Origin of the sequence: Janthinobacterium sp. CG_23.4 (genome assembly GCF_029892305.1) — a bacterium.
Lineage (GTDB): Bacteria > Pseudomonadota > Gammaproteobacteria > Burkholderiales > Burkholderiaceae_D > Janthinobacterium > Janthinobacterium lividum_D.
Window position 1 is genome coordinate 3,757,483 of record NZ_JARXUX010000001.1, and the last position, 20,563, is coordinate 3,778,045.

Genomic DNA, 20,563 nt, shown 5'->3' on the forward strand with positions numbered 1-20,563 from the left:
GCGCATGGAAAAGATCAAGCTGGGTTCGAGCAACCTGGAAGTGAGCCGGATCTGCCTGGGCACGATGACCTTCGGCGAACAGAACACGCAAGCCGAAGCGCACAGCCAGCTCGATTATGCGCTGGAACGCGGCATCAACTTCGTCGACACGGCGGAAATGTACCCGGTGATGGCCAGCGCCCAGACGCAGGGCAGCACGGAGCGCTATATCGGCAGTTGGCTGAAGAAAAGCGGCAGGCGCGCCGACATTGTGCTGGCCAGCAAAGTGGCCGGGCCGAACTCGCGCATGCACTGGATACGCAAGGGCAAGACGGACCACGACGCGGTCAATATCCGCGCCGCCGTCGAAGACAGCTTGCGCCGGCTGCAGACAGAACACATCGACCTGTATCAGTTGCACTGGCCCAGCCGCAACCTGCCCATCTTCGGCGCCAGCGTCTACAACCCGCGCAAGGAACACGCCTCGGTGGCCATTGAAGATACCCTGGCCGTGCTGGGCAAGCTGGTCGAGGAAGGCAAGATCGGCCACATCGGCGTGTCGAACGAATCGTCGTGGGGCGTGTGCGAATTCATTAAGCAGGCCGAGCTGAAAGGCTTGCCACGCATCGCATCCATCCAGAACCTGTACAACCTGACGGCGCGCCATTTCGAGACGAGCTTGCTCGACGAAACCTGTCACCGCGAAAACGTCGGCTTGCTGGCCTACAGCCCGCTCGCTTTCGGCCAGCTGACGGCGAAATACCTCGACGATCCGCAGGCCAAGGGCCGCCTGACACACTTCCCGGCCGGCTGGAGTCCCCGCTACGTGCGCCCTGCCACCATCGCGGCAGCCAGCGAGTATGCGGCGCTGGCCCGCGCGCACGGCTTGACGCCGGCGCAACTGGCGCTGGCCTGGTGCTACTCGCGCTGGTTCGTCGCCTCGACCATCATCGGCGCCACCAGCGTGGCGCAATTGCAGCAAAATATCGACGCGCAGCAAATCACCTTGTCGCCGGAACTGGTGGCGGCCGTCGACGCCATCCACGCCAGAGCGCCCAATCCGGGGCAATAAACGCCCCTTGCCTGGCGGTGCATGCCGCCGCCAGGCAAGCAAGGCAGACACATAGTCGTATTTATACAACAGCGGGCCATTTACTGCCGTGCGCCATTGCAGCCGCGCCATGCCCGGTCGTATGCTGAAAACGAGGCGATATGCGCGATTCGCGCCATGTCGACGTGCTTAAGCTATTTATTGCATATCGATAGACAGAACGAATCGTAAGCACGCCACGTCGCCGCTGTTAATCTGCTTGCATCACCGGACCGCCATGGTCCGCGCATCCACCAACCGAAGAGATATTGTCGATGAGTTCAAGTACCGTCCGCTCCCAGCATCGCGCCCTGCCCGTGAAAACCGTCATCGCCGCCAGCCTGATCGCCTGCTTCAGCCTGCCGATGCAGGCACAAGCGCAGCAAGAACTGCCGGCCGAAGGGGAATTGCAATCGGTGGTGGTCACTGGCACCTTCGCCAAGAACCGCCGCACCATCGATTCCGAATCGCCGGTCGACATCCTCACTTCGCGCGACCTGCAAAGCACGGGTTCGGGCGAATTGGCCACCGTGCTGGCACGCCTGCTGCCATCGTTGAACTTTGCCCGCGCCACGGGCGCCGACGCCAGCGATGCCGTGCGTCCGGCGCAGCTGCGCGGCCTGTCGCCCGACCAGACTCTGGTACTGGTGAACGGCAAGCGCCGCTATACTTCGGCCGTCGTTAACGTCAATGGCTCGCTGGGCCGCGGCTCGGCGCCCGTCGACCTGAACGCCATTGCCCTGGCCGCCATCGACCACGTCGAAGTGCTGCGCGATGGCGCAGCGGCGCAGTACGGCTCGGACGCGATCGCCGGCGTGATCAACATCATCCTGAAAAAAGGCGCGGCCGGCGGCGATATTGAAGTGGGCTATGGCCAGACGCAGGAACGCGACGGCAAGCAAAAATCCATCAAAGGTTCGGCCGGCTTCGCCCTGGGCGACGACGGCTGGGTGCGTGTTTCGGCCGAAGTGGCAGAGCGCGACCCGACCAACCGCGCCGGCGCCGATTTGCGTAATCCGCTGGAACCGCGCTACGGCAAGGTCAACCAGCGCTATGGCGACCCGGAAAGCAAGCCGGCGACGATTTTCCTCAACAGCGAATACCGCATCAATGACAATCTGGACTGGTATGCCTTCGGCAATTACGGCGTGCGCGATACCTCGGCCGCTGCCACCTGGCGCACGGCATTGATACAGAACACAGACACCAAGGTCTACTCGCAGCGCACGCCGCTCTTCCCCGAGGGCTTTTTGCCACTGCAAAACAGCACCCTGACCGACCAGTCCATCGTCACAGGCTTGCGCGGCGAAGCGGCCGGCTGGCGCTGGGATGCCAGCATCAATTACGGCAGCAACAAATTCGAACTGGACCTGGACAACACGGTCAACCAGTCGCTGGGCGCGAACAGCCCCACGCATTTCTATGCCGGTTCGCTGAAAAACGAACAGACGGTATTGAACCTCGATGCGGCGCGCGAATTTCCCGTCGCTTACTTTACGGGACCGCTGACGGTGGCCGTGGGCGCCGAAGCACGCCATGAAAAGTACAGCATCGGTGCCGGCGACGCGGCCTCGTATACGGGTAGCGGCTCACAAGGCTTTGCCGGCTTCCGTCCCGCCAACGCCGGTAGCCAATCGCGCCACAATGAATCGATCTATGTGAACCTGGAAGCGGAAGCGACGAAAAACCTGTCCGGCGGCGTGGCCCTGCGCCATGAGCGCTACAGCGACTTCGGCAGCACCACCTCGGCCAAGGGTTCGGCCCGCTACTCGTTCAGCGATACCCTGTCGCTGCGCGGCACCGTGTCGAGCGGCTTCCGCGCGCCGTCGCTGGCGCAGCAACACTACACCATCACCACCACCAACTTCCAGGTCGTCAACGGCCTCAATACGCCGATCGAGACGGGCACCTTCGCTGTCAACACGGCGCAGGCGCGCGCACTCGGTGCGCAAGACCTGAAACCGGAAAAAGCCCGTAACTACAGCCTGGGCCTGCAATTCCAACCGAGCCGCAACTTCACGACGACGGTGGACGCCTACCGCATCGACATCGATAACCGCATCCTGTTCTCGGCCAATTTGGTACTCAGCGATGCGTTGAAAAACGTCCTGGCCGCACAGGGCACGCCAGTGGGCTCGGGGCGCTACTTCACCAACGCCGTCGACACGCGCACCGAAGGCGTGGACATCGTCAGCACCTACCGCATCGACCTGCAAGAGAAAGACCGCCTGGACCTCACCGTGGCCTATAACCATAACAAGAGCACGGTACAGAAAATCGCCGACAATCCAGCCATCCTGACGGCCAACAACTTGAAACTGATCGACCGCCAGAGCATCGACCGCATCACGGTGGCGTCGCCGAAGGATAAATTCAGCCTGGCCGCCGACTACAGCTTCGGCAACTGGAATGCGCACGGCGTCGTGACGCGCTACGGCAGCTTCACCGTGCCGCAAAACAATGCCACGCTGGACCAGACGTATGACCCGCAATGGGTGCTGGACGTCTCCTCTTCCGTGAAACTGGGCAAGAACTGGCGCCTGGTGGCCGGCATCGACAACGTCACCAACCGCTATCCGGCGCAAGTGACAAGCGCGGGCAACCTGAACGTCAACGGCACCCAGCCGTACAGCATCTTCGCGCCAAACGGCTTCAACGGCCGCTATTACTATGCCAAGGCCGGTTATAGCTGGTAAACAGCCCTCTGCCATGTAAAAAGCCCGGAATGCATCGCGTTTCCGGGCTTTTTTCTTATCTTGCTCCCGCAGGCGCGTCAGGCTCGGACGCGGCGACGGCGCGCGACAAAACCGACCAGGCCAAGGCCCAGTATCAGCATGCCGTAGGTCGCTGGCTCAGGCACGGCCGAGACGGAGTTGAACGCGCGGAAATTGCTCAGGCCACGCGGCAGATTGGCAATGCTAAAAACCGTATTGGCGGCAAGCGGCGTGGCCCAATGGAACAACAGTTCGCCACGGCCATAATGCACGGCCAGGTAGTCAAAGCTGGATTTGACGGTGAACGAACCGGACTTGCTGCTGGCCAAGTCTCCCTGGGCAGCAAAGACCAAAGAGCCGGTACCACTGGACGGCAGGCCAAATTTGCTGCTGACCAAGCTCAAGATAGCGGCCGCGCTTTGCGCCCCGGGCGGATTGGCACCGTCGTACACCCATACGCTGGCGGCAGCGACAGGACCGTAGGTGACGCTCGTGCCGCCCACCGTAAAGCCGCCCTGGGCCGGGTTGGCGATCTGGACCCAGCTGGCCGCGCTGGCCAGCGGCGCCAGGACGGCCGACACGCTAAGGCATAGTCCCAATACTGCCTGTTTCGTCTTGTTCATAGACTTCCCCCTGATTTCATTTCACCAAAGTAACTTAGTTATCTTTTTTGTTATCTCACTTGCACAAGGGGAAAGATATCATCAAGGAAACGCAAATACAATTAGAGAAACGTCTTTTACCATTGGTATTTTTAATCGACCCCATCCATTTATTGCCAGTAGCGTCTCTCGTGGGGCGTGCCATCATTCCAGCCATGGCCAGGCGCAGCTGCCGCAAACAGGATTGTTGTAAATCGGTACAAAATATATCCGGATGACGATATAGCTCTGCGGCAATGGCAAGCCTGAAGCGATGCATGCTCAATCAGGCTTAGCTGTGTAGCGGATGGAACGGTGCAGGATAGCTACGCGCGCGCCAGGGCCAGCCTGACGCGCGCGCAGAGCGCGTCCGTAGTCTAGAGACTAGAGACTAGAGAGCTTCCTCGCCCGCCATGGCGCGGTCGATGTCTTCACGCGTCAAGTCCGGCGCCAGTTGCAGGATGAACTCGTAGGCGTAGGCACGCAGGTAAGCGCCGCGGCGCACGGCCAGGCGTGTCGTATTGATGGCGAACAAATGTGATGCTTCTACCGCCTGCAGCCCCTTGTCGCGGCCATGATCAAAAGCCATCGACGCCACAATGCCCACGCCCAGGCCCAGTGCCACGTATTGCTTGATGACGTCGGAATCCATGGCCGTCAAAATAATATCGGTGGCCACGCCTGCCTTGGCGAACGCATCGTCGATATGACCACGTCCCGTGAAGCCCTTGTCATAGGTAATCAAGGGATATTTGGCCAAGTCTTCCAGGCCAATGGGTGCATGCGCGAGCAGCGGATGGCCGTCCGGTACAACAATCAGATGACTCCAGCGGTAGCAGGGGAACGATACCAGATCGGGAAACTGGCTCAAGCCTTCCGTGGCGATGCCGATATCGGTCTTGCCAGACAGCACCCATTCTGCGATGTGCTCGGGCGCGCTTTGTTGTAGCGCAATACGCACCTCGGGATAGGCGGCGCGGAAGCCCTGCACCACTTTCGGCAGCGCATAGCGCGCCTGCGTGTGGGTGGCTGCCACCGACAAGGTACCGCTGGTCTGGCCGCTGTATTCGAGGCTGGCCTGTTGCAGGTTTTCCGCCTCGATCAAGAGGCGGTCAACGATCTTCAGGATACCCTTGCCCGGCTCGGTCAAGCCCGTCAAGCGCTTGCCGTTGCGCTCGAAGATGACCACGCCCAGCTCGTCTTCGAGTTCGCGAATTTGCCGGCTCACGCCAGGCTGCGAGGTGAACAGGGCGTTCGCCACTTCCGTCAGGTTATAGCCGCGGCGGGCCGCTTCGCGGATCGAGCGCAGTTGTTGAAAGTTCATGGCGTTCCAATATTAAGTTCGGGTGGGTTCGACAAAGACACGCAAGCGCTTTGGACGCACGACCAAGGTCTCGCCTTCCTTTAGCTGTAAATGGGTAAAACGCTCGTTCGACATCACAGCTTCGATCAGCTCGCTGTTATCGAGGCGCTGCAAGTCCAACTGGGCCAGCGGGCCAATCGCATGGGCGCGGCTCAGTTTCACTACAATGCCTTCGGCGCCTTGCGTGTAGCGGTCGATTTCCAGGTCATGCGGACGCACATAGGCCGTGCCCTTGCTATCGCTCACGCCCGCGTAATCGGGCACCTCGAAGCTGGCGTCGCCGGTGGCCATTACGCCTTCATGCACGCGGCCGTGGAACAGGTTGACGTTGCCCAGGAAGCCATAGACGAAAGGCGAGGCCGGATGGTTGTACACTTGCTCAGGGGAACCGAGTTGTTCGACGGTGCCCTTGTTCATCAGCACCACTTGATCCGCCACTTCCAGCGCTTCTTCCTGGTCATGCGTGACGAAAATGCTGGTGACGTGCAAGTCGTCATGCAGGCGGCGCAGCCAACGGCGCAATTCCTTGCGCACCTTGGCATCCAAAGCGCCGAACGGTTCATCGAGCAGCAGCACGCGCGGCTCGACAGCGAGGGCGCGCGCCAGGGCGATGCGCTGGCGCTGCCCCCCCGACAACTGCGGCGGATAGCGGTCGGCCAGCCAGTCCAGCTGCACCAGTTCCAGCAACTCTTTCACTTTGCGGCGGATCTGGTCTTCCGACGGACGCTCGCTGCGCGATTTCACGCGCAGGCCGAAGGCCACGTTTTCAAATACCGTCATGTGCTTGAACAGCGCATAGTGTTGAAACACGAAACCGACTTGCCGCTCGCGCACGTGGCGGTTCGACGCATCTTCGCCGTCCAGCAGCACCTGGCCGCTGTCCGGGTGTTCCAGACCAGCAATAATGCGCAGCAATGTTGTCTTGCCGCAGCCGGATGGGCCCAGCAGTGCAGTCAATTCACCGGTTGGAAAATCCAGAGAGATATTGTCGAGGGCGACGAAATCGCCGAAGCGCTTGTGGATGTTGTTAACTGCGATGGTCATATCAGTGCTCCGTAGAACGTAAGGCGGAATCGTCGGCGTCGCTCTCGTTCAAACGCCACTCAATGAAAGCTTTCAAGGCCAGGGTCACCAGGGCCAGCAGGGCCAGCAAGGAGGCGACGGCAAACGCGGCGGCGAAGTTGTACTCGTTGTACAAAATTTCCACCTGCAGCGGCATGGTGTTGGTTTCTCCGCGAATATGACCGGACACGACCGAGACGGCACCGAACTCGCCCATGGCGCGCGCATTGCACAGGATCACGCCATACAGCAAACCCCATTTAATATTGGGCAAGGTCACGCGGCGGAAAGTATTCCAGCCCGAGGCGCCCAGCACGATGGCGGCCTCTTCCTCTTCGCTGCCCTGCGACTGCATCAGCGGGATCAATTCGCGCGCCACAAAGGGGAAGGTAATGAAGATAGTGGCCAGCACGATGCCAGGCACGGCAAACAAAATCTTGATATCGTGCGCCTGCAGCCACGGACCGAACCAGCCCTGGGCGCCAAACATCAGCACATAGATCAGGCCGGAAATCACGGGCGAGATGGAAAAGGGCAAGTCGATCAGGGTCAGCAGGATGCTCTTGCCGCGAAACTCAAACTTGGCGATGCACCAGGACGCCGCCACGCCAAACACCAGGTTCAGCGGCACGGCGATGGCCGCCGTGATCAGGGTCAGTTTAATGGCGGAAATCGCGTCAGGGTCGATGATGGCGGCGATATACGCTTCCCAGCCCTTCTTGAACGCTTCGGCAAACACGGCCACCAGGGGCACGATCAGGAACGCCGTCAGGAACAGCAAGGCGATGCTGATCAATACCGTGCGCACCCACAACGGTTCCAGCGCAACAGGACCGACATTGGGCTCAAAACGGCGCGCTGTTGGCAGCGCATCTTTCACTTGCGCCGCCGCAGAGACATTGATACTCATGATTTTTTCGCCTTTCCGCGCGTCCATGCTTGCAGCAGGTTAATTGTCAACAGCAGCAGGAAGGACACCACCAGCATCACCACGGCAATGGCCGTGGCGCCCGCGTAATCGTATTGCTCCAGCTTGGTAATAATGAACAGCGGCGTGATTTCCGACACCATCGGCATGTTGCCGGCGATAAAGATCACGGAACCGTACTCGCCCGTGGCGCGCGCAAAGGCCAACGCAAAGCCCGTCAGCAAGGATGGCAGAATCGTGGGGAAGATCACGCGGATAAACGTTTGCAGGGAATTGGCGCCCAGGCTGGCGGCCGCTTCTTCCAATTCTTTTTCCGCGTCTTCCAGCACCGGTTGCACGGTGCGCACCACAAACGGCAAGCCGATGAAGGTCAGCGCCACCACCACGCCCAGCGGCGTGAACGCCACCTTGATGCCCAGCACGCCTTCGATGAACTGGCCGAACCAGCCGTTCGACGAGTACAGGGCTGTCAGGGTGATGCCGGCCACGGCCGTCGGCAAGGCGAACGGCAAGTCGACCAGCGCGTCGATGATGCGCTTGCCGGGGAAGGTATAGCGCACCAGCACCCAGGCCAGGATGCCGCCGAACACCACATTGAGCAGCGCGGCGATCAGCGAAGCGCCAAACGTCAATCGGTACGACGCCATCACGCGGTCGGACGTAACGGCGCTGAAGAAGGCGTCCCACGCCATGGTGAACGTTTTCAGGAACACCGACGAGAGTGGAATGAGGACGATCAAGGCCAGGTAAAAGAGCGTGAAGCCGAGCGACAGCTTAAACCCCGGCATGACCCGAAACGGCGCTCCGCGCGCCTTGGGCGGCGCTGCTGATGCTGATGCTGCAGACATAGACACTCCCTCTTATTACATTTTTGAGTTATGGAGTGCAATAATCACATGTATCCGTTATAAAAAGAACTAACCATTTCTCATTTGCTTAGATGAATTTCGCATACTTGCTGGCAGAATCGGCGGACGAAAAAAAACGCACCGATGAGGTGCGTTTTTGCTTCTTAGACATATTTATACCCGAGACAAATGCTGGGGTCAGACCCGACGGGTCTGACCCCGGAATTACTTGTTGGGCTGCGGCGTCAGGCGCAAATATGGCTTGGCGGCCGTAAAACCCTTCGGATATTTCTGCTTGATCAGCTCCGGGTCTTGCACGGTCAAGGGAATGATGACGTCGTCGCCGTCTTTCCAGTTGCCGGGCGTGGCCACCGTATAGCCGTCCGTCAGTTGCAAGGCGTCGAGGACGCGCAGGATTTCATTGAAGTTGCGGCCCGTGCTGAGCGGATACGTGAGGATCAACCGAACTTTCTTGTTCGGGTCGATGATGAACACGGAGCGCACGGTGGCAGTCAGGGATTGCTCCGGGTGGATCATGTCATACAGCAGCGACACCTTCTTGTCGACGTCGGCGATGATGGGGAAACCCACCACCGTGTTTTGCGTCTCTTCGATATCCTTGATCCAGATCTTGTGCGACTCGGCTGCGTCCACGGACAGGGCGATGGCCTTCACATTGCGTTTGTCGAATTCCGGCTTGAGCTTGGCCGTCAAGCCTAGTTCCGTCGTGCACACAGGGGTAAAGTCGGCCGGATGGGAAAACAGCACTACCCAGGAGTCGCCGGCCCACTCGTGGAACTTGAGCGTGCCGATGGAGCTATCTTGTTCAAAATCGGGGGCGACATCGCCCAGGCGTAAAGTCATCGTGATCTCCTTGAAAAATTCTGTTGCGCAATGTTCGTTGAGTGCGTTGAATCAGGCTGCCTGACGCGGGCGTTTATCGCTTTGCGCCAGATCAAACAGCGTTTGCAGTTGCGCCTGGCCGTAAACCCAGTCACCGAGGCGCGACTCGGCGTTGATATGACCGAGCGCACCGCCATCAATATACTTGCAATTCCAGCGTCGTGCCCACTGCGCCGCGTGTTCGGCCGTCATCCACGGGTCCGTCTGGCTGGCGATCAATATGCCGGGGCAAGGCAAGCGCTTTTGCGGCAAGGCTTGCGCCACGCCAAACTTGTCGGGATCGGCCGGCCCCACCAGCAGCACGCCGGCCACGCCCTGCGGGTCGCGGGCCAGGCTGTGCGCCGTCGTCAGGCAGCCGAAGCTGTGGGCGACGATCAGGGTCGGGCGCGCATCTTGCCGCCGCACTTGGTCCAGGCGCGCCGACCAGGTGCGCAGGTCCGGTTCATGCCAGTTCTCTTGCTCGACGCGCTCGAATTGCGGATACAGGCGCTGCCAGCGGCTCTGCCAGTGCTCGGGACCGCTGTTATGCAAGCCCGGCACGATCAGTACCCGGTAATCGGAAAAACGACGCAGCGCCATGATGGATCCCTTTGCCTGGCAGTCTGGCAATCGTTGCCGATTGCCATCTGATATCTGATGTTACTTGGGTTGGTAGATCTGGTCGAAGATGCCGCCGTCAGCAAAGTGCGCCTTCTGGGCCGCCGTCCAGCCGCCGGCTACTTGCTCGATGCTGAACAGATTGACCTTGGCGAACTGGGACGCGTATTTCTTCGCCGCCCTGTCCGTTGCTGGACGGTAGTAATTCTTGGCGATGATGTCTTGCCCTTCATCCGTGTACAGGTAGTTCAGGTAAGCCTCGGCCACCTTGCGCGTGCCGTGCTTGTCGGCGAACTTGTCGACGACGGCGACAGGCGGCTCGGCCAGGATGCTGACGGAAGGCGTGATGATGTCAAACTTGCTCGGGCCCAGTTCCTTGACGGCCAGGTAAGCTTCGTTTTCCCAGGCGATCAACACGTCGCCGATGCCGCGTTCAACGAAGGTGGTGGTGGCGCCGCGCGCGCCGGAATCGAGCACGGGCACGTTCTTGTACAGTTTACCGACGAAATCCTTGGCCTTCGCTTCGTTGCCGCCCGGCTGGCGCAGCGCGTAACCCCAGGCTGCCAAATGGTTCCAGCGGGCGCCGCCCGAGGTTTTCGGATTCGGCGTGATGACGGACACACCGGGCTTGATCAAGTCGTTCCAATCCTTGATGCCTTTCGGGTTGCCTTTGCGTACGAGAAACACGATGGTCGAGGTGTACGGCGAGCTATTGTGTGCCAAGCGCTTTTGCCAGTCGGTGGCCAGCAGCTTGTGCTCGGCCAGCGCGTCGATGTCATAGGCCAGGGCCAGCGTCACCACGTCCGCTTCCAGGCCGTCGATGACGGCGCGCGCCTGTTTGCCGGAACCACCATGCGATTGCTTGATCTTGACGTTGTCGCCCGTCTTGCCTTTCCACTGCTTGGCAAACGCCGCGTTCACATCCTGGTACAGCTCGCGCGTCGGGTCATACGACACGTTGAGCAAGGTGATATCGGCAGCCTGTGCCGTTTGCAAAATGGCAAACGCGCTGAGGGCGGCGGCAATGATGATTTTTTTCGACAGCATCTAAGATCCCCGTGTGGTTGAACTTTCAGAGCCACCAGATTACGCCGCAACGACCGCGAAGAGAACGAAGCGTTTCGCCGTTTGATATACATTTTTCGCATATCGACGACACACAACAGGGGTAAAGCAATCGAATAAAGTAGTCAATAGTAACGGTTAAACAAGACGACCGCCCAGGTAGCAAAGGCCAGGATGCACGTCAGCAGCACGGCGGCGCTGCCAAAGTCCTTGGCGTTTTTCGACAGTGGATGGCGTTCCAGCGAAATACGGTCGACCACGGCTTCCAGCGCAGAATTGATCAGTTCGACGATCAAGACCAGCAGCAGCACGCCGATCAGCACCAGTTTTTCAAAGGCGGAGATGCGCAGCAGCAAGGCAATGAGCGTGCCGATGATGAACAAACCCAGTTCCTGGCGAAACGCGTGTTCATGGCGCCAGGCCGCCTTCAAGCCGTCGAGCGAGTAAAAAAAGGCGGAAAATATCCGCCTCAAGCCACTTTTACTCTTGAATTCATTTACAGGTTGCATAATTTTCCGTCATTCAAAGTGCGTCCAGTCGACAATTATGACGGCCAGCATGGGAATTGTGACAATTTATTCGCCGAGTATCTCGGGACATTTCACTATTTTTTCACATCATGGTATAAAGATGCATGAATACTGCATTGCACCAAATCCATCATGAAAATTGAACCGGTCGCAGCGCCGAAGACGACGATACAGGTAATCGAACGCATGGTCGCCCTGCTCGATGCCCTGGCAAAATATTCCGACCCGGTCAGCCTCAAGGAATTGTCCAAGGTATCGGGCCTGCACCCGTCGACAGCGCATCGCATCCTCAACGACATGGTGCTGACGCGCTTTGTCGACCGCATCGAACCGGGTACGTACCGATTGGGCATGCGCCTGCTGGAATTGGGCAATGTGGTGAAAAGCCGCCTCAGCGTGCGTGAAGCGGCGCTCGACTTCATGCGCCAACTGCACAAGAAAACCCAGCAAACCATCAACCTGTCGGTGCGCCAGGGCGACGAGATCGTCTACATCGACCGCGCCTTTTCCGAGCGCTCGGGCATGCAAGTGGTGCGTGCCATCGGTGGCCGCGGCCCGCTACACCTGACTTCGACAGGTAAATTATTTCTCTCCGTCGATGAGCCGAAAGCCATCCGCGCATATGCCACGCGCACGGGCCTGGCCGGGCACAACAAAAATTCCATCACGGATCTGCAAAAACTTGAGCGCGAGTTGAGCCTGGTGCGCGAGCGCGGCTATGCGCGCGACAATGAAGAGCTGGAACTGGGCGTGCGCTGCATGGCCGCCGGCATCCGCGACGACTCGGGCAAGCTGATCGCCGGCCTGTCCATTTCCGCCCCCGCCGACCGCCTGCAAGATGAGTGGCTCGTCGATCTGGTCGAAACGGCCAACCAGATTTCCGTCACCTTGGGTTATATCCCGCAAGACTGACTGAGTACGCCTGACCAAATCTACTGCGCGGCGCGCTTTGCGGCCTGCGATGCTCACCGTACTTAAGTACGGTTGCGCTTCTTAGCCACAAATCACTGCCGCTCGCTACGATTTTGTCAGGCGTTGAACCGTTTGCAATACAACAGCACTGCTTAGTGACAATCAAGCGCCAGGCAGGCTCATGTTGGCAGGTTTGAGCGCCTCGAGCCACTTGCGCATGCGTCCTGCATCGGCCGTGCGCGACTGTTTCCCCTTGGAATCGAGGAAGACCATGATCACGGCCCGTCCTTCGATGACAGCCTGCATCATCAAGCAGCGTCCCGCCTCGTTGATAAACCCCGTCTTTTGCAAGCCGATTTCCCAGCCCGGATTGGCCACCAGATGATTCGTATTGCCAAACCGCATAGGCTGGCCGCTGGCTTCGACGATAGCTTTCGGGTCCGTCGAATACTCGCGCAGCAAGGGGTGGTGGAAGGCAGCCATGGCCAGCTTGCCCAAGTCACGCGCGCTGGCCACGTTCATTTTCGACAAGCCGCTCGAATCGACGTAATGCGTATCGAGCATGCCCAGCTGGCGCGCCTTGCTGTTCATGGCCTCGACAAAGGCCGGCAAGCCACCCGGATAATTGCGGCCCAGCGCCGAAGCGGCGCGGTTTTCCGAGCTCATCAGGGCGATATGCAGCATATTGGCGCGCGTCAATTGCGAGCCCACTTTCAGGCGTGAGCTGCTGAATTTGGCGCGGTCTACGTCCTCGTCCGTGATCGTCAGCACTTCCTCCATGTCCTGGCGCGCTTCGACCACGACCAGACCCGTCATCATCTTGGTGATCGAGGCGATGGGCAGGGCCACGTTGGAATTCTTTTCAAACAGCACTTCCGAGTTGGCCTGGTCCAGCACCAGCGCCACGCTCGACTTGAGGTCGAGCGGATCACGCGTCAGGTTCAGGCCGGCCAAGTCGCCCATGGTGGCCATCGGTGCGGCCATGGGTACGGCCGCGCTGCTGACTTTTTGATAGATCACTTTGCGTTTGCCGCGCACCATGACGACTCGGCGCACGGTATTGTCGCGCGGCGCGGCCGTCGCGCCCTTGCGCAACACGACTTTGAATTTCTTGGTATTGTGTTTCTTGGAGGCGGAGGATTTGCCGTTCGCGTCCTTGGCGTGCACGGCCGCAGCCGGTGCGAGCGCAAACAACAGGGAAGCCAGGACACCCAGCACAAGTTTAAACTTAGCCATTCGATCATTCCCCGTGAAACTTTTACCATATGGCAGTGTAGCGAAATGCAGAGTAATCGCAAGCCAATTTAACAGTTGCGACAGCATTTATTACAGAAACGAAATGCAAATCGTTGACGATCAGCAAACAAACTGCTGGTTCATCCACTGATTTCCTGTGCCCATCGCTGGCAAGCGCTATTTGTCCATGAATTGAACAAAGCCAGGCAGCGGCTCGCGTTCGGTGTGCAAGCGGTTCTCGATCTTGTCAGGGTCGGCGTAGCCAAGCGCCATGCCGCACACCACCATTTCACTGGCCGGCACGCCCAGTTCCGCGCCGATGATGTCATGGTAGTGGATGAAGGCCGCTTGCGGGCAGGTATCGAGTCCGCGCGCGCGCGCCGCCAGCATGATGTTTTGCAAGAACATGCCATAGTCGAGCCAAGAACCCTGTTCCAGCACACGCTCAATGGTAAAGATCAGGCCGACGGGCGCATCGAAAAACTGGAAATTGCGTCCATGCTGGGCGGCCATGCCGGCCGTGTCGCCGCGTTCCAGGCCCAGCAGCTGATACAGGTCCAGGCCGATCTTGCGGCGGCGCGCAATGAACGGTGCCGTCCACTGGCGCGGATAATAGGTGTACGACGCCGTGCGCGCGGGCGCGCCAGGCACCTTCTGTGCGGCGTAGGCGTCGAGGATGCGGCGCGACAGGCGCAGGCGGGCCTCACCCGACAATACATACACTTTCCAAGGTTGCATGTTGGCGCCCGAGGGCGCGCGCGCAGCCACTTCCAGGATGCGCGCGATCTCCTGCTGCGCCACCGGGGTGGGCAAAAAGGCGCGGATCGAACGGCGCGACACGATGACGGCGTCCACCGCTTGCGGCGTCGACGGTGTTTCAAATGTTTGCTTGCTCACTGCCCTGCTCTCCCGCTCGTTATCTACTTGTTCTCTACCTGATGCGCTATTTCTTGACGACAAACACCACGCCGACCACGGCCACCAGCATGCCGGCGAGGCCCAGCATAGTAAAGGCTTCGCCAAACATCAGCCAAGCCATCACGGCCGTCGTGGGCGGCGTCAGGTACAGCAAGCCCGTCACTTTCGTGGCATCACTGCGGCGTATCAGGGCGAACAGCAAGAAGATGGCGCCGATGGATAAGACGAGTACCGACCACAGCAAGGCGCCGATAAAGTGTGCCGTCCATTCCACGTGGCTGAAATGCAGGTCCAGCCCTTCGTAATACAGGGCAAATGGCCATACCACCACGATGGAGGCGGCAAACTGTACCAGCGTGCCAGTGCGCAAGTCGAATTGGGGACAGTGGCGTTTTTGGTACAAGGTGCCGGCCGTCATCGACAGCAGCGCGAAAATACACAGCAGCACGCTTTCCACGCTCAAGCCCACGCGGTTAATCTTGGCATACACGACCAGGGCCACGCCCAGCAAGCCAAAGAACAGGCCCAGCCACTGGCGCGGGCGCACAACTTCGCCGATCAGGGGCGCGGCGCAGGCCGTCAGCACGGGCTGCATGCCGACGATCAGTGCGCACAAACCGGCCGGCATGCCCAGCTTGATGGCGCACCAGACGCCGGCCAGATAGCCGGCCTGCATCAGGATGCCAGCCACGGCGATCTGGCGCAGCTGTCCCACAGGCCACGGCGCGCGCAACAGCAGTACCAGCGGCAGCAGGATCGCCAGCACGCCCAGGAAGCGCAGCAACAGTAAGGTCAGCGGCGGCGCGTACGGCAGGCCGAACTTGGCGACAATAAAGCCTGTGCTCCATAACAACACAAAGAAGCCGGGCAAGGCCATCGGCGCCAGTCTCGTCAGGAAAGGAGCTTTGGGGGCTTTGGCGGCTTTGCCGCTGGCGCCAGCAGCAGCGGGAAACTTGGACATGGTATCAACTCGGCAAACGGGGTCGGCAGCGGGACGCTAGGCCAGTGCGGGAGCAAAGTCTAGCATGCTGCGCAGCGATCGCCGCCACAACTGCTGGAAACAGTAGTTGTGGCGCAAACCATTGACACTCAGAAATGAAATATTTCCCTTTGGAAACAATGACTTTTGATGCAAATCTATTCAATTGTTGCAACGCACAAGAATCGCTTGACTTCGTTTTTTTTCGCCGTAGAATAGGGTTTGTTGCGTTGCACAATTCTTGTTCAGCTTGAAAAATTTAGATTCACCTGCTTTCCCAAACGGTACACGCAGCATCAAATTAACCAGATTTCGATTTTTGGAGATTTATATGTTTTCAATTCCTGAGCAATTTTCGTCCGCTACCAAAGCCAACCTGGAAGCCCAATTCGCCCTGTTCTCGTCGCTGACGGGCAAAGCCTTCGAAGGCATCGAAAAGATCGTCGAACTGAACCTGACCGCTGCCAAGGCAACGCTGGAAGAATCGACCGCCGCCGCCAAGCAATTGCTGTCGGCAAAAGATCCACAAGAATTTTTCTCGCTGAGCACTGCTCAAGCCCAGCCTAACGCCGAAAAAGCCATCGCTTACGGCCGTCACCTGGCAGCCATCACCTCCGGCACGCAAGCCGAGTTCAGCAAAGCTGCTGAATCGCAAATCGCTGAAACCAACCGCAAAGTTCTGTCGCTGGTGGAAGAAGTGACCAAGAACGCGCCAGCCGGTTCGGAAAACGCCGTCGCCATCTTGAAAAGCGCGATCGGCAATGCCAATGCAGGCTACGAGCAATTCTCGAAAACCAGCAAGCAAGCCGTCGAAACTATCGAAGCGAACCTGACATCGGCCGTGAACCAGTTCACGCAAGCGGCTGAAAAAGTCGTGCCGCGCACGGCTGCCAAGTAATTATTGCACGACCGCTGCGGCGGTCCGCTGTGAGCAGTTACCAGCTCCTCCAGGCAGCCATCGCGCACTTCACCGACGGATGCCATTATGCCCCAGCCTAGCTGGGGCATTTTTTATGGTGCGCTACTCCCCCAGATACGCCGCTTTCACGCGCGGGTCGTCGAGCATGGCAGCGGCGTTGCCGCCCATGGTGAGCAAGCCCGAATCCATCACATAGCCGCGGTGCGCCGCCTGCAGGGCCAGGCGGGCATTCTGTTCGACCAGCAAGATCGTGATGCCTTCGGACGACACCTTGCGGATCACCTCGAAAATCTTCTCGACCATGATGGGCGACAGGCCCATCGATGGTTCGTCAAGCAGCAGCAGCTTCGGATGGCTCATCAACGCGCGCGCCATGGCCAGCATCTGCTGCTCGCCGCCCGACAGCGTGCCGGCCATCTGCGCCGCCCTCTCCTTCAGACGCGGAAACACATCGAACCACCTGGCAATGTCATGCTCGACGCCCGCCTTGTCGGTGCGCGTGTAGGCCCCCATCATGAGGTTTTCGCGTATCGACATGCGGGTAAACACGCCCCGCCCTTCCGGCACCATGGCCAGCTTTTTTTCTACCAGATGAAACGATTTCGTGCCCTTGAGCGACGCGCCCAGGTAGCTGATCGTGCCTTCGATCTTGCATTCGGGCAAAGTGCCCGTGATGGCTTTCAAGGTCGTCGTCTTGCCGGCGCCGTTCGCGCCGATCAGGGCGATCAGCTCTCCCTGGTTCACTTCCAGGTCGATGCCTTTCACCGCCTTGATACCGCCGTAGGCCACGTGCAGGCCGGCGACCTTGAGGACGTTGTGGTTCAATCCATTGTGCGTCATGCGTGCGATCCCCCCAGATAAGCCTCGATAACGGCCGGGTTTTGTTGTATTTCGGCCGGCAAGCCTTCGGCGATGCGCTTGCCATACTCGAGCACCGTGATGCGGTCGCACAGTCCCATCATCAGTTTCACGTCGTGCTCGATCAACAGCACGGTCTTGCCTTCGGCCTTGATTTTCACCAGCAATTCGCGCAGGGCCAGCTTTTCCGTCGCATTCATGCCGGCCGCCGGCTCATCGAGAGCCAGCAGGGTCGGGTCGGTGGCCAGCGCGCGGGCAATTTCCAGGCGCCGCTGGTCGCCATATGATAAAAAGCGCGCCGTGCGCTTGGCAAACTGGGCGATACCGACGAAATCGAGCAATGCCATGGAGCGCTTGCGGATGGCAGCCTCTTCCTCGCGCGCTGCCTTGTGGCGGAAGATGGCGCCGAACACGCCCTGGTGCGAGCGCACATGGCACCCCACCATGACATTTTCCAGCGCCGTCATGTCGCCAAACAGGCGGATGTTCTGGAAGGTGCGCGCGATACCCGCCTTGGCCACCTTGTGCGGCGCCGATGGCGAATACGGCTTGCCAGCGAGCTTGAAGGTGCCCGTGTCGGGCTGGTAAAGGCCGGTGATGACATTGAAGAAGGTGGTCTTGCCGGCACCGTTGGGGCCGATCAAGCCATAGATCTGACCTTGCCGAATGGTAATGCCCACGTCCGTCAACGCTTGCAAGCCGCCGAAACGCTTGTTGACGCCGGCGATGTCGAGAATGATCTGTTGGCTCATGCTACCCCTCCCTTATGCGGACACGATGCCGGTGGATTTGTTCGACTGGTCCACATCATGGTCGGGCCGGTCTTCGTGCTTGGGCGATGGCCACAGTCCGGCGGGACGATTGAGCATGATCAAGACCATGGCCAGGCCGTACAACAACTGGCGCAGCACTTCCGCCTCGATCACCACATGGCCGAACAGCGCCAGCTGAGCCGGTTCCACCATGTGGCGCAGCACTTCGGGTATCGAGGCAAGGATCACGCCGCCGAGGATCACGCCAGGAATATGCCCGATGCCGCCCAGCACCACCATGGCCAGCACGGCGATCGACTCCGTCAGCGAGAACGATTCCGGCGAGACAAAGCCCTGGAACGAGGCAAACATGGCACCGGCCACGCCGCCAAACGAAGCGCCCATGGAAAAGGCCAGCAATTTGACATTGCGCGTGTTGATACCCATGGCTTTGGCGGCGATCTCATCTTCGCGGATGGCCACCCAGGCGCGGCCCAGGCGCGAATGCTGCAGGCGCTTGGTGACGAACACGATGCCGATGCACAAGAAGAGGAACAAAAAATAATATGCATTCACGGACGGCATGGAAAAGCCGCCCACCACGACGGTGCTGTTGGTGCCGGCCTCCCCCGCCAGGTTGACGCCAAAGATGCGGATGGGATCGATCAAATTGATGCCTTGCGGACCGTTCGTAAAATTAATCGGATCGTTCAAATTGTTCATGAAGATGCGGATGATTTCGCCAAAGCCCAAGGTTACGATGGCCAGGTAGTCGCCACGCAGTTTCAGCGTCGGTGCGCCCAGCAGCGCACCGCACAGGCCAGCAACAAAGGCGGCCAGCGGCACGATGAACCAGATCGACAGATGAAGGCCGTTTTCGCGGATTTCCGGTCCCATCAGTTGCACCAGGGTTGCACCCAGCAGCGGATACTGATTCACCACCGATTCGAGCAAGATGGCAAACTGCGGCGACGCCAACAAGGCCGTCAGGTAAGCGCCCACGGCGTAGAAGGCGATATAGCCGAGATCGAGCAAGCCGGCAAAGCCGACCACGATGTTCAGGCCCAGCGCCAGCATGATGTACAGCAAGGCCATGTCGATGATGCGCACCCACGAGTTGCCGAACTGCGCGGCAAAAAAGGGGAACACCATCAGCAGCGCGGCCAGGCCCAGCATGCCGGCGTAGGCTTTGGCGGGATTGTTCTTGGCGTCAAAATCGAGTAGTGCCATGGTGATCAACTCCTTGTTTTTATGGATGACGTCAGGCGCGGTCGGCCACGCGCTCGCCCATGATGCCGGACGGACGCAGGGTCAGCACGATGATCAGCACGACGAAAGCAAAGATATCCTGGTAATGGCTGCCGAGGAAACCACCGGTAAAATAGGCGATATAGCCGGCACCGAGGCTCTCGATGAGGCCCAGCAGGATGCCGCCCAGCATGGCGCCATAGATATTGCCGATGCCGCCCAGCACGGCCGCGCAAAAGGCTTTCAAGCCGGGGATGGCGCCCATGGAAAATTGAATGGATGCATAGTTGGCGCCCCACATCACACCTGCCACGGCCGCCAGCGCGGCGCCAATGGCAAAGGTGGCCACGATGACCTTGTCGGAATCGACGCCCATGAGGCCAGCCACGCGAGGGTTTTCCGCCGTGGCGCGCATGGCGCGGCCCATTTTTGTTTTTTCCACCAGCAACACCAATGCGCCCATCGACAGGGCAGCCAGGGCCAACAGCAGTACTTGCGTTTGCGAAATCACGGCGCCGCCCACATTGATAGGGTCGGTCGACAGCAATTGCGGGAAGGGCAAGGGATTACGCGTCCAGATCATCATGGCGAAGGTTTGCAGCAGGATGGAAACGCCGATGGCGGTAATCAGGGGGGCAAGGCGGGGAGCATTGCGCAGGCGGCGGTAGGCGACCCGCTCTATGATGATGTTGACCAGAATACAGGCGGGGATGGCGCCGAGGATGGCGGTGGCCAGTTTCAAGTAGCCGGGCCAGTCCGGCACATAAATGCCCAGCAGCTTGAGGATGCTCAAGCCCACCATGGCGCCTATCATGAGCACGTCGCCGTGGGCGAAGTTGATCAGGTTCAGAACGCCATACACCATCGTATAACCGAGAGCGATCAAGGCATACATGCTGCCCAGCACCAAGCCGTTAATGATTTGCTGGATGAATGTATCCATGGTCAGATTGCCCTATCAAATATGCATTTTTCGGGAACAACTTCCGCCAGAACATGTGAGGCTGATACAAAAACGGCA

General features: G+C 59.4%; 20 protein-coding genes. 4 read left to right on the forward strand and 16 right to left on the reverse strand.

All coding sequences use genetic code 11. The annotated features are described in order from the left end of the window. The first annotated feature begins 4 nt into the window (after positions 1-4). Complete coding sequence (locus tag H4V96_RS16835) at positions 5-1,051, forward strand: aldo/keto reductase (RefSeq protein ID WP_196854721.1); 1,047 nt, start codon at positions 5-7, stop codon at positions 1,049-1,051. 293 nt (positions 1,052-1,344) lie between these two features. After that, entirely contained in the window at positions 1,345-3,765 is a 2,421-nt protein-coding gene (locus H4V96_RS16840; RefSeq protein ID WP_280721062.1) for a TonB-dependent receptor, read from the forward strand. A 77-nt stretch (positions 3,766-3,842) separates the two neighbouring features. On the opposite strand, the gene H4V96_RS16845 is transcribed toward H4V96_RS16840, so the two are convergent. The 9 genes from H4V96_RS16845 to H4V96_RS16885 all read right to left on the reverse strand — a co-directional run bounded on the left by H4V96_RS16845 (position 3,843) and on the right by H4V96_RS16885 (position 11,699). Then, on the reverse strand, positions 3,843-4,406 hold the full coding sequence (locus H4V96_RS16845; protein WP_196854719.1) for a PEP-CTERM sorting domain-containing protein: 564 nt from the start codon (positions 4,404-4,406) through the stop codon (positions 3,843-3,845). Positions 4,407-4,815: 409 nt separating this feature from the next. Next, entirely contained in the window at positions 4,816-5,748 is a 933-nt protein-coding gene (locus H4V96_RS16850) for a CysB family HTH-type transcriptional regulator (RefSeq protein ID WP_010400897.1), read from the reverse strand. Positions 5,749-5,760: 12 nt separating this feature from the next. Beyond that, positions 5,761-6,831: a sulfate ABC transporter ATP-binding protein gene (locus H4V96_RS16855; protein WP_010400898.1), complete on the reverse strand. Its 1,071-nt coding sequence runs from the start codon at positions 6,829-6,831 to the stop codon at positions 5,761-5,763. Position 6,832: 1 nt separating this feature from the next. Further along, a complete protein-coding gene (gene cysW, locus H4V96_RS16860) occupies positions 6,833-7,759 on the reverse strand; it encodes a sulfate ABC transporter permease subunit CysW (protein ID WP_196854718.1) in 927 nt (308 codons plus the stop codon). Continuing rightward, on the reverse strand, positions 7,756-8,565 hold the full coding sequence (gene cysT, locus H4V96_RS16865; RefSeq protein ID WP_280721063.1) for a sulfate ABC transporter permease subunit CysT: 810 nt from the start codon (positions 8,563-8,565) through the stop codon (positions 7,756-7,758). Before cysT ends, cysW begins: the two co-directional genes overlap by 4 nt. Before the next feature lie 285 nt (positions 8,566-8,850). After that, complete coding sequence (locus tag H4V96_RS16870) at positions 8,851-9,489, reverse strand: peroxiredoxin (protein ID WP_196854717.1); 639 nt, start codon at positions 9,487-9,489, stop codon at positions 8,851-8,853. Between the two features lie 51 nt (positions 9,490-9,540). Beyond that, positions 9,541-10,107, reverse strand: coding sequence for an alpha/beta hydrolase (locus H4V96_RS16875; RefSeq protein ID WP_196854716.1), 567 nt, complete (start codon positions 10,105-10,107; stop codon positions 9,541-9,543). A gap of 60 nt (positions 10,108-10,167) precedes the next feature. Further along, the gene (locus H4V96_RS16880; protein WP_010400906.1) at positions 10,168-11,172 is read right to left on the reverse strand and encodes a sulfate ABC transporter substrate-binding protein; all 1,005 of its coding nucleotides are present in this window, start codon (positions 11,170-11,172) and stop codon (positions 10,168-10,170) included. A gap of 143 nt (positions 11,173-11,315) precedes the next feature. Next, the gene (locus H4V96_RS16885; protein WP_010400907.1) at positions 11,316-11,699 is read right to left on the reverse strand and encodes a diacylglycerol kinase; all 384 of its coding nucleotides are present in this window, start codon (positions 11,697-11,699) and stop codon (positions 11,316-11,318) included. A gap of 153 nt (positions 11,700-11,852) precedes the next feature. Here H4V96_RS16885 and H4V96_RS16890 point away from each other — a divergent pair, with 153 nt between their 5' ends. After that, a complete protein-coding gene (locus H4V96_RS16890) occupies positions 11,853-12,632 on the forward strand; it encodes an IclR family transcriptional regulator (RefSeq protein WP_034785179.1) in 780 nt (259 codons plus the stop codon). Between the two features lie 162 nt (positions 12,633-12,794). On the opposite strand, the gene H4V96_RS16895 is transcribed toward H4V96_RS16890, so the two are convergent. The 3 genes from H4V96_RS16895 to H4V96_RS16905 all read right to left on the reverse strand — a co-directional run bounded on the left by H4V96_RS16895 (position 12,795) and on the right by H4V96_RS16905 (position 15,663). Continuing rightward, complete coding sequence (locus H4V96_RS16895; protein WP_070346389.1) at positions 12,795-13,868, reverse strand: serine hydrolase; 1,074 nt, start codon at positions 13,866-13,868, stop codon at positions 12,795-12,797. 177 nt (positions 13,869-14,045) lie between these two features. Further along, a complete protein-coding gene (locus H4V96_RS16900; RefSeq protein WP_196854715.1) occupies positions 14,046-14,765 on the reverse strand; it encodes a nitroreductase in 720 nt (239 codons plus the stop codon). A 46-nt stretch (positions 14,766-14,811) separates the two neighbouring features. Further along, positions 14,812-15,663 carry a DMT family transporter gene (locus H4V96_RS16905; protein WP_280721193.1) on the reverse strand — a complete coding sequence of 284 codons (852 nt, stop codon included), beginning with the start codon at positions 15,661-15,663 and terminating at the stop codon, positions 14,812-14,814. Between the two features lie 433 nt (positions 15,664-16,096). Between H4V96_RS16905 and H4V96_RS16910 the strand changes: the two genes are divergently transcribed. Beyond that, positions 16,097-16,663, forward strand: coding sequence for a phasin family protein (locus H4V96_RS16910; RefSeq protein ID WP_196854714.1), 567 nt, complete (start codon positions 16,097-16,099; stop codon positions 16,661-16,663). Between the two features lie 123 nt (positions 16,664-16,786). On the opposite strand, the gene H4V96_RS16915 is transcribed toward H4V96_RS16910, so the two are convergent. The 4 genes from H4V96_RS16915 to H4V96_RS16930 are packed head-to-tail and all read right to left on the reverse strand — an operon-like array spanning position 16,787 to position 20,485. Then, the gene (locus tag H4V96_RS16915; protein WP_010400917.1) at positions 16,787-17,509 is read right to left on the reverse strand and encodes an ABC transporter ATP-binding protein; all 723 of its coding nucleotides are present in this window, start codon (positions 17,507-17,509) and stop codon (positions 16,787-16,789) included. Positions 17,510-17,520: 11 nt separating this feature from the next. Beyond that, entirely contained in the window at positions 17,521-18,294 is a 774-nt protein-coding gene (locus H4V96_RS16920; protein WP_010400919.1) for an ABC transporter ATP-binding protein, read from the reverse strand. Positions 18,295-18,306: 12 nt separating this feature from the next. Beyond that, on the reverse strand, positions 18,307-19,524 hold the full coding sequence (locus H4V96_RS16925) for an ABC transporter ATP-binding protein (protein WP_196854713.1): 1,218 nt from the start codon (positions 19,522-19,524) through the stop codon (positions 18,307-18,309). A gap of 31 nt (positions 19,525-19,555) precedes the next feature. After that, positions 19,556-20,485: a branched-chain amino acid ABC transporter permease gene (locus H4V96_RS16930; RefSeq protein ID WP_010400921.1), complete on the reverse strand. Its 930-nt coding sequence runs from the start codon at positions 20,483-20,485 to the stop codon at positions 19,556-19,558. Between the last annotated feature and the right edge of the window lie 78 nt (positions 20,486-20,563).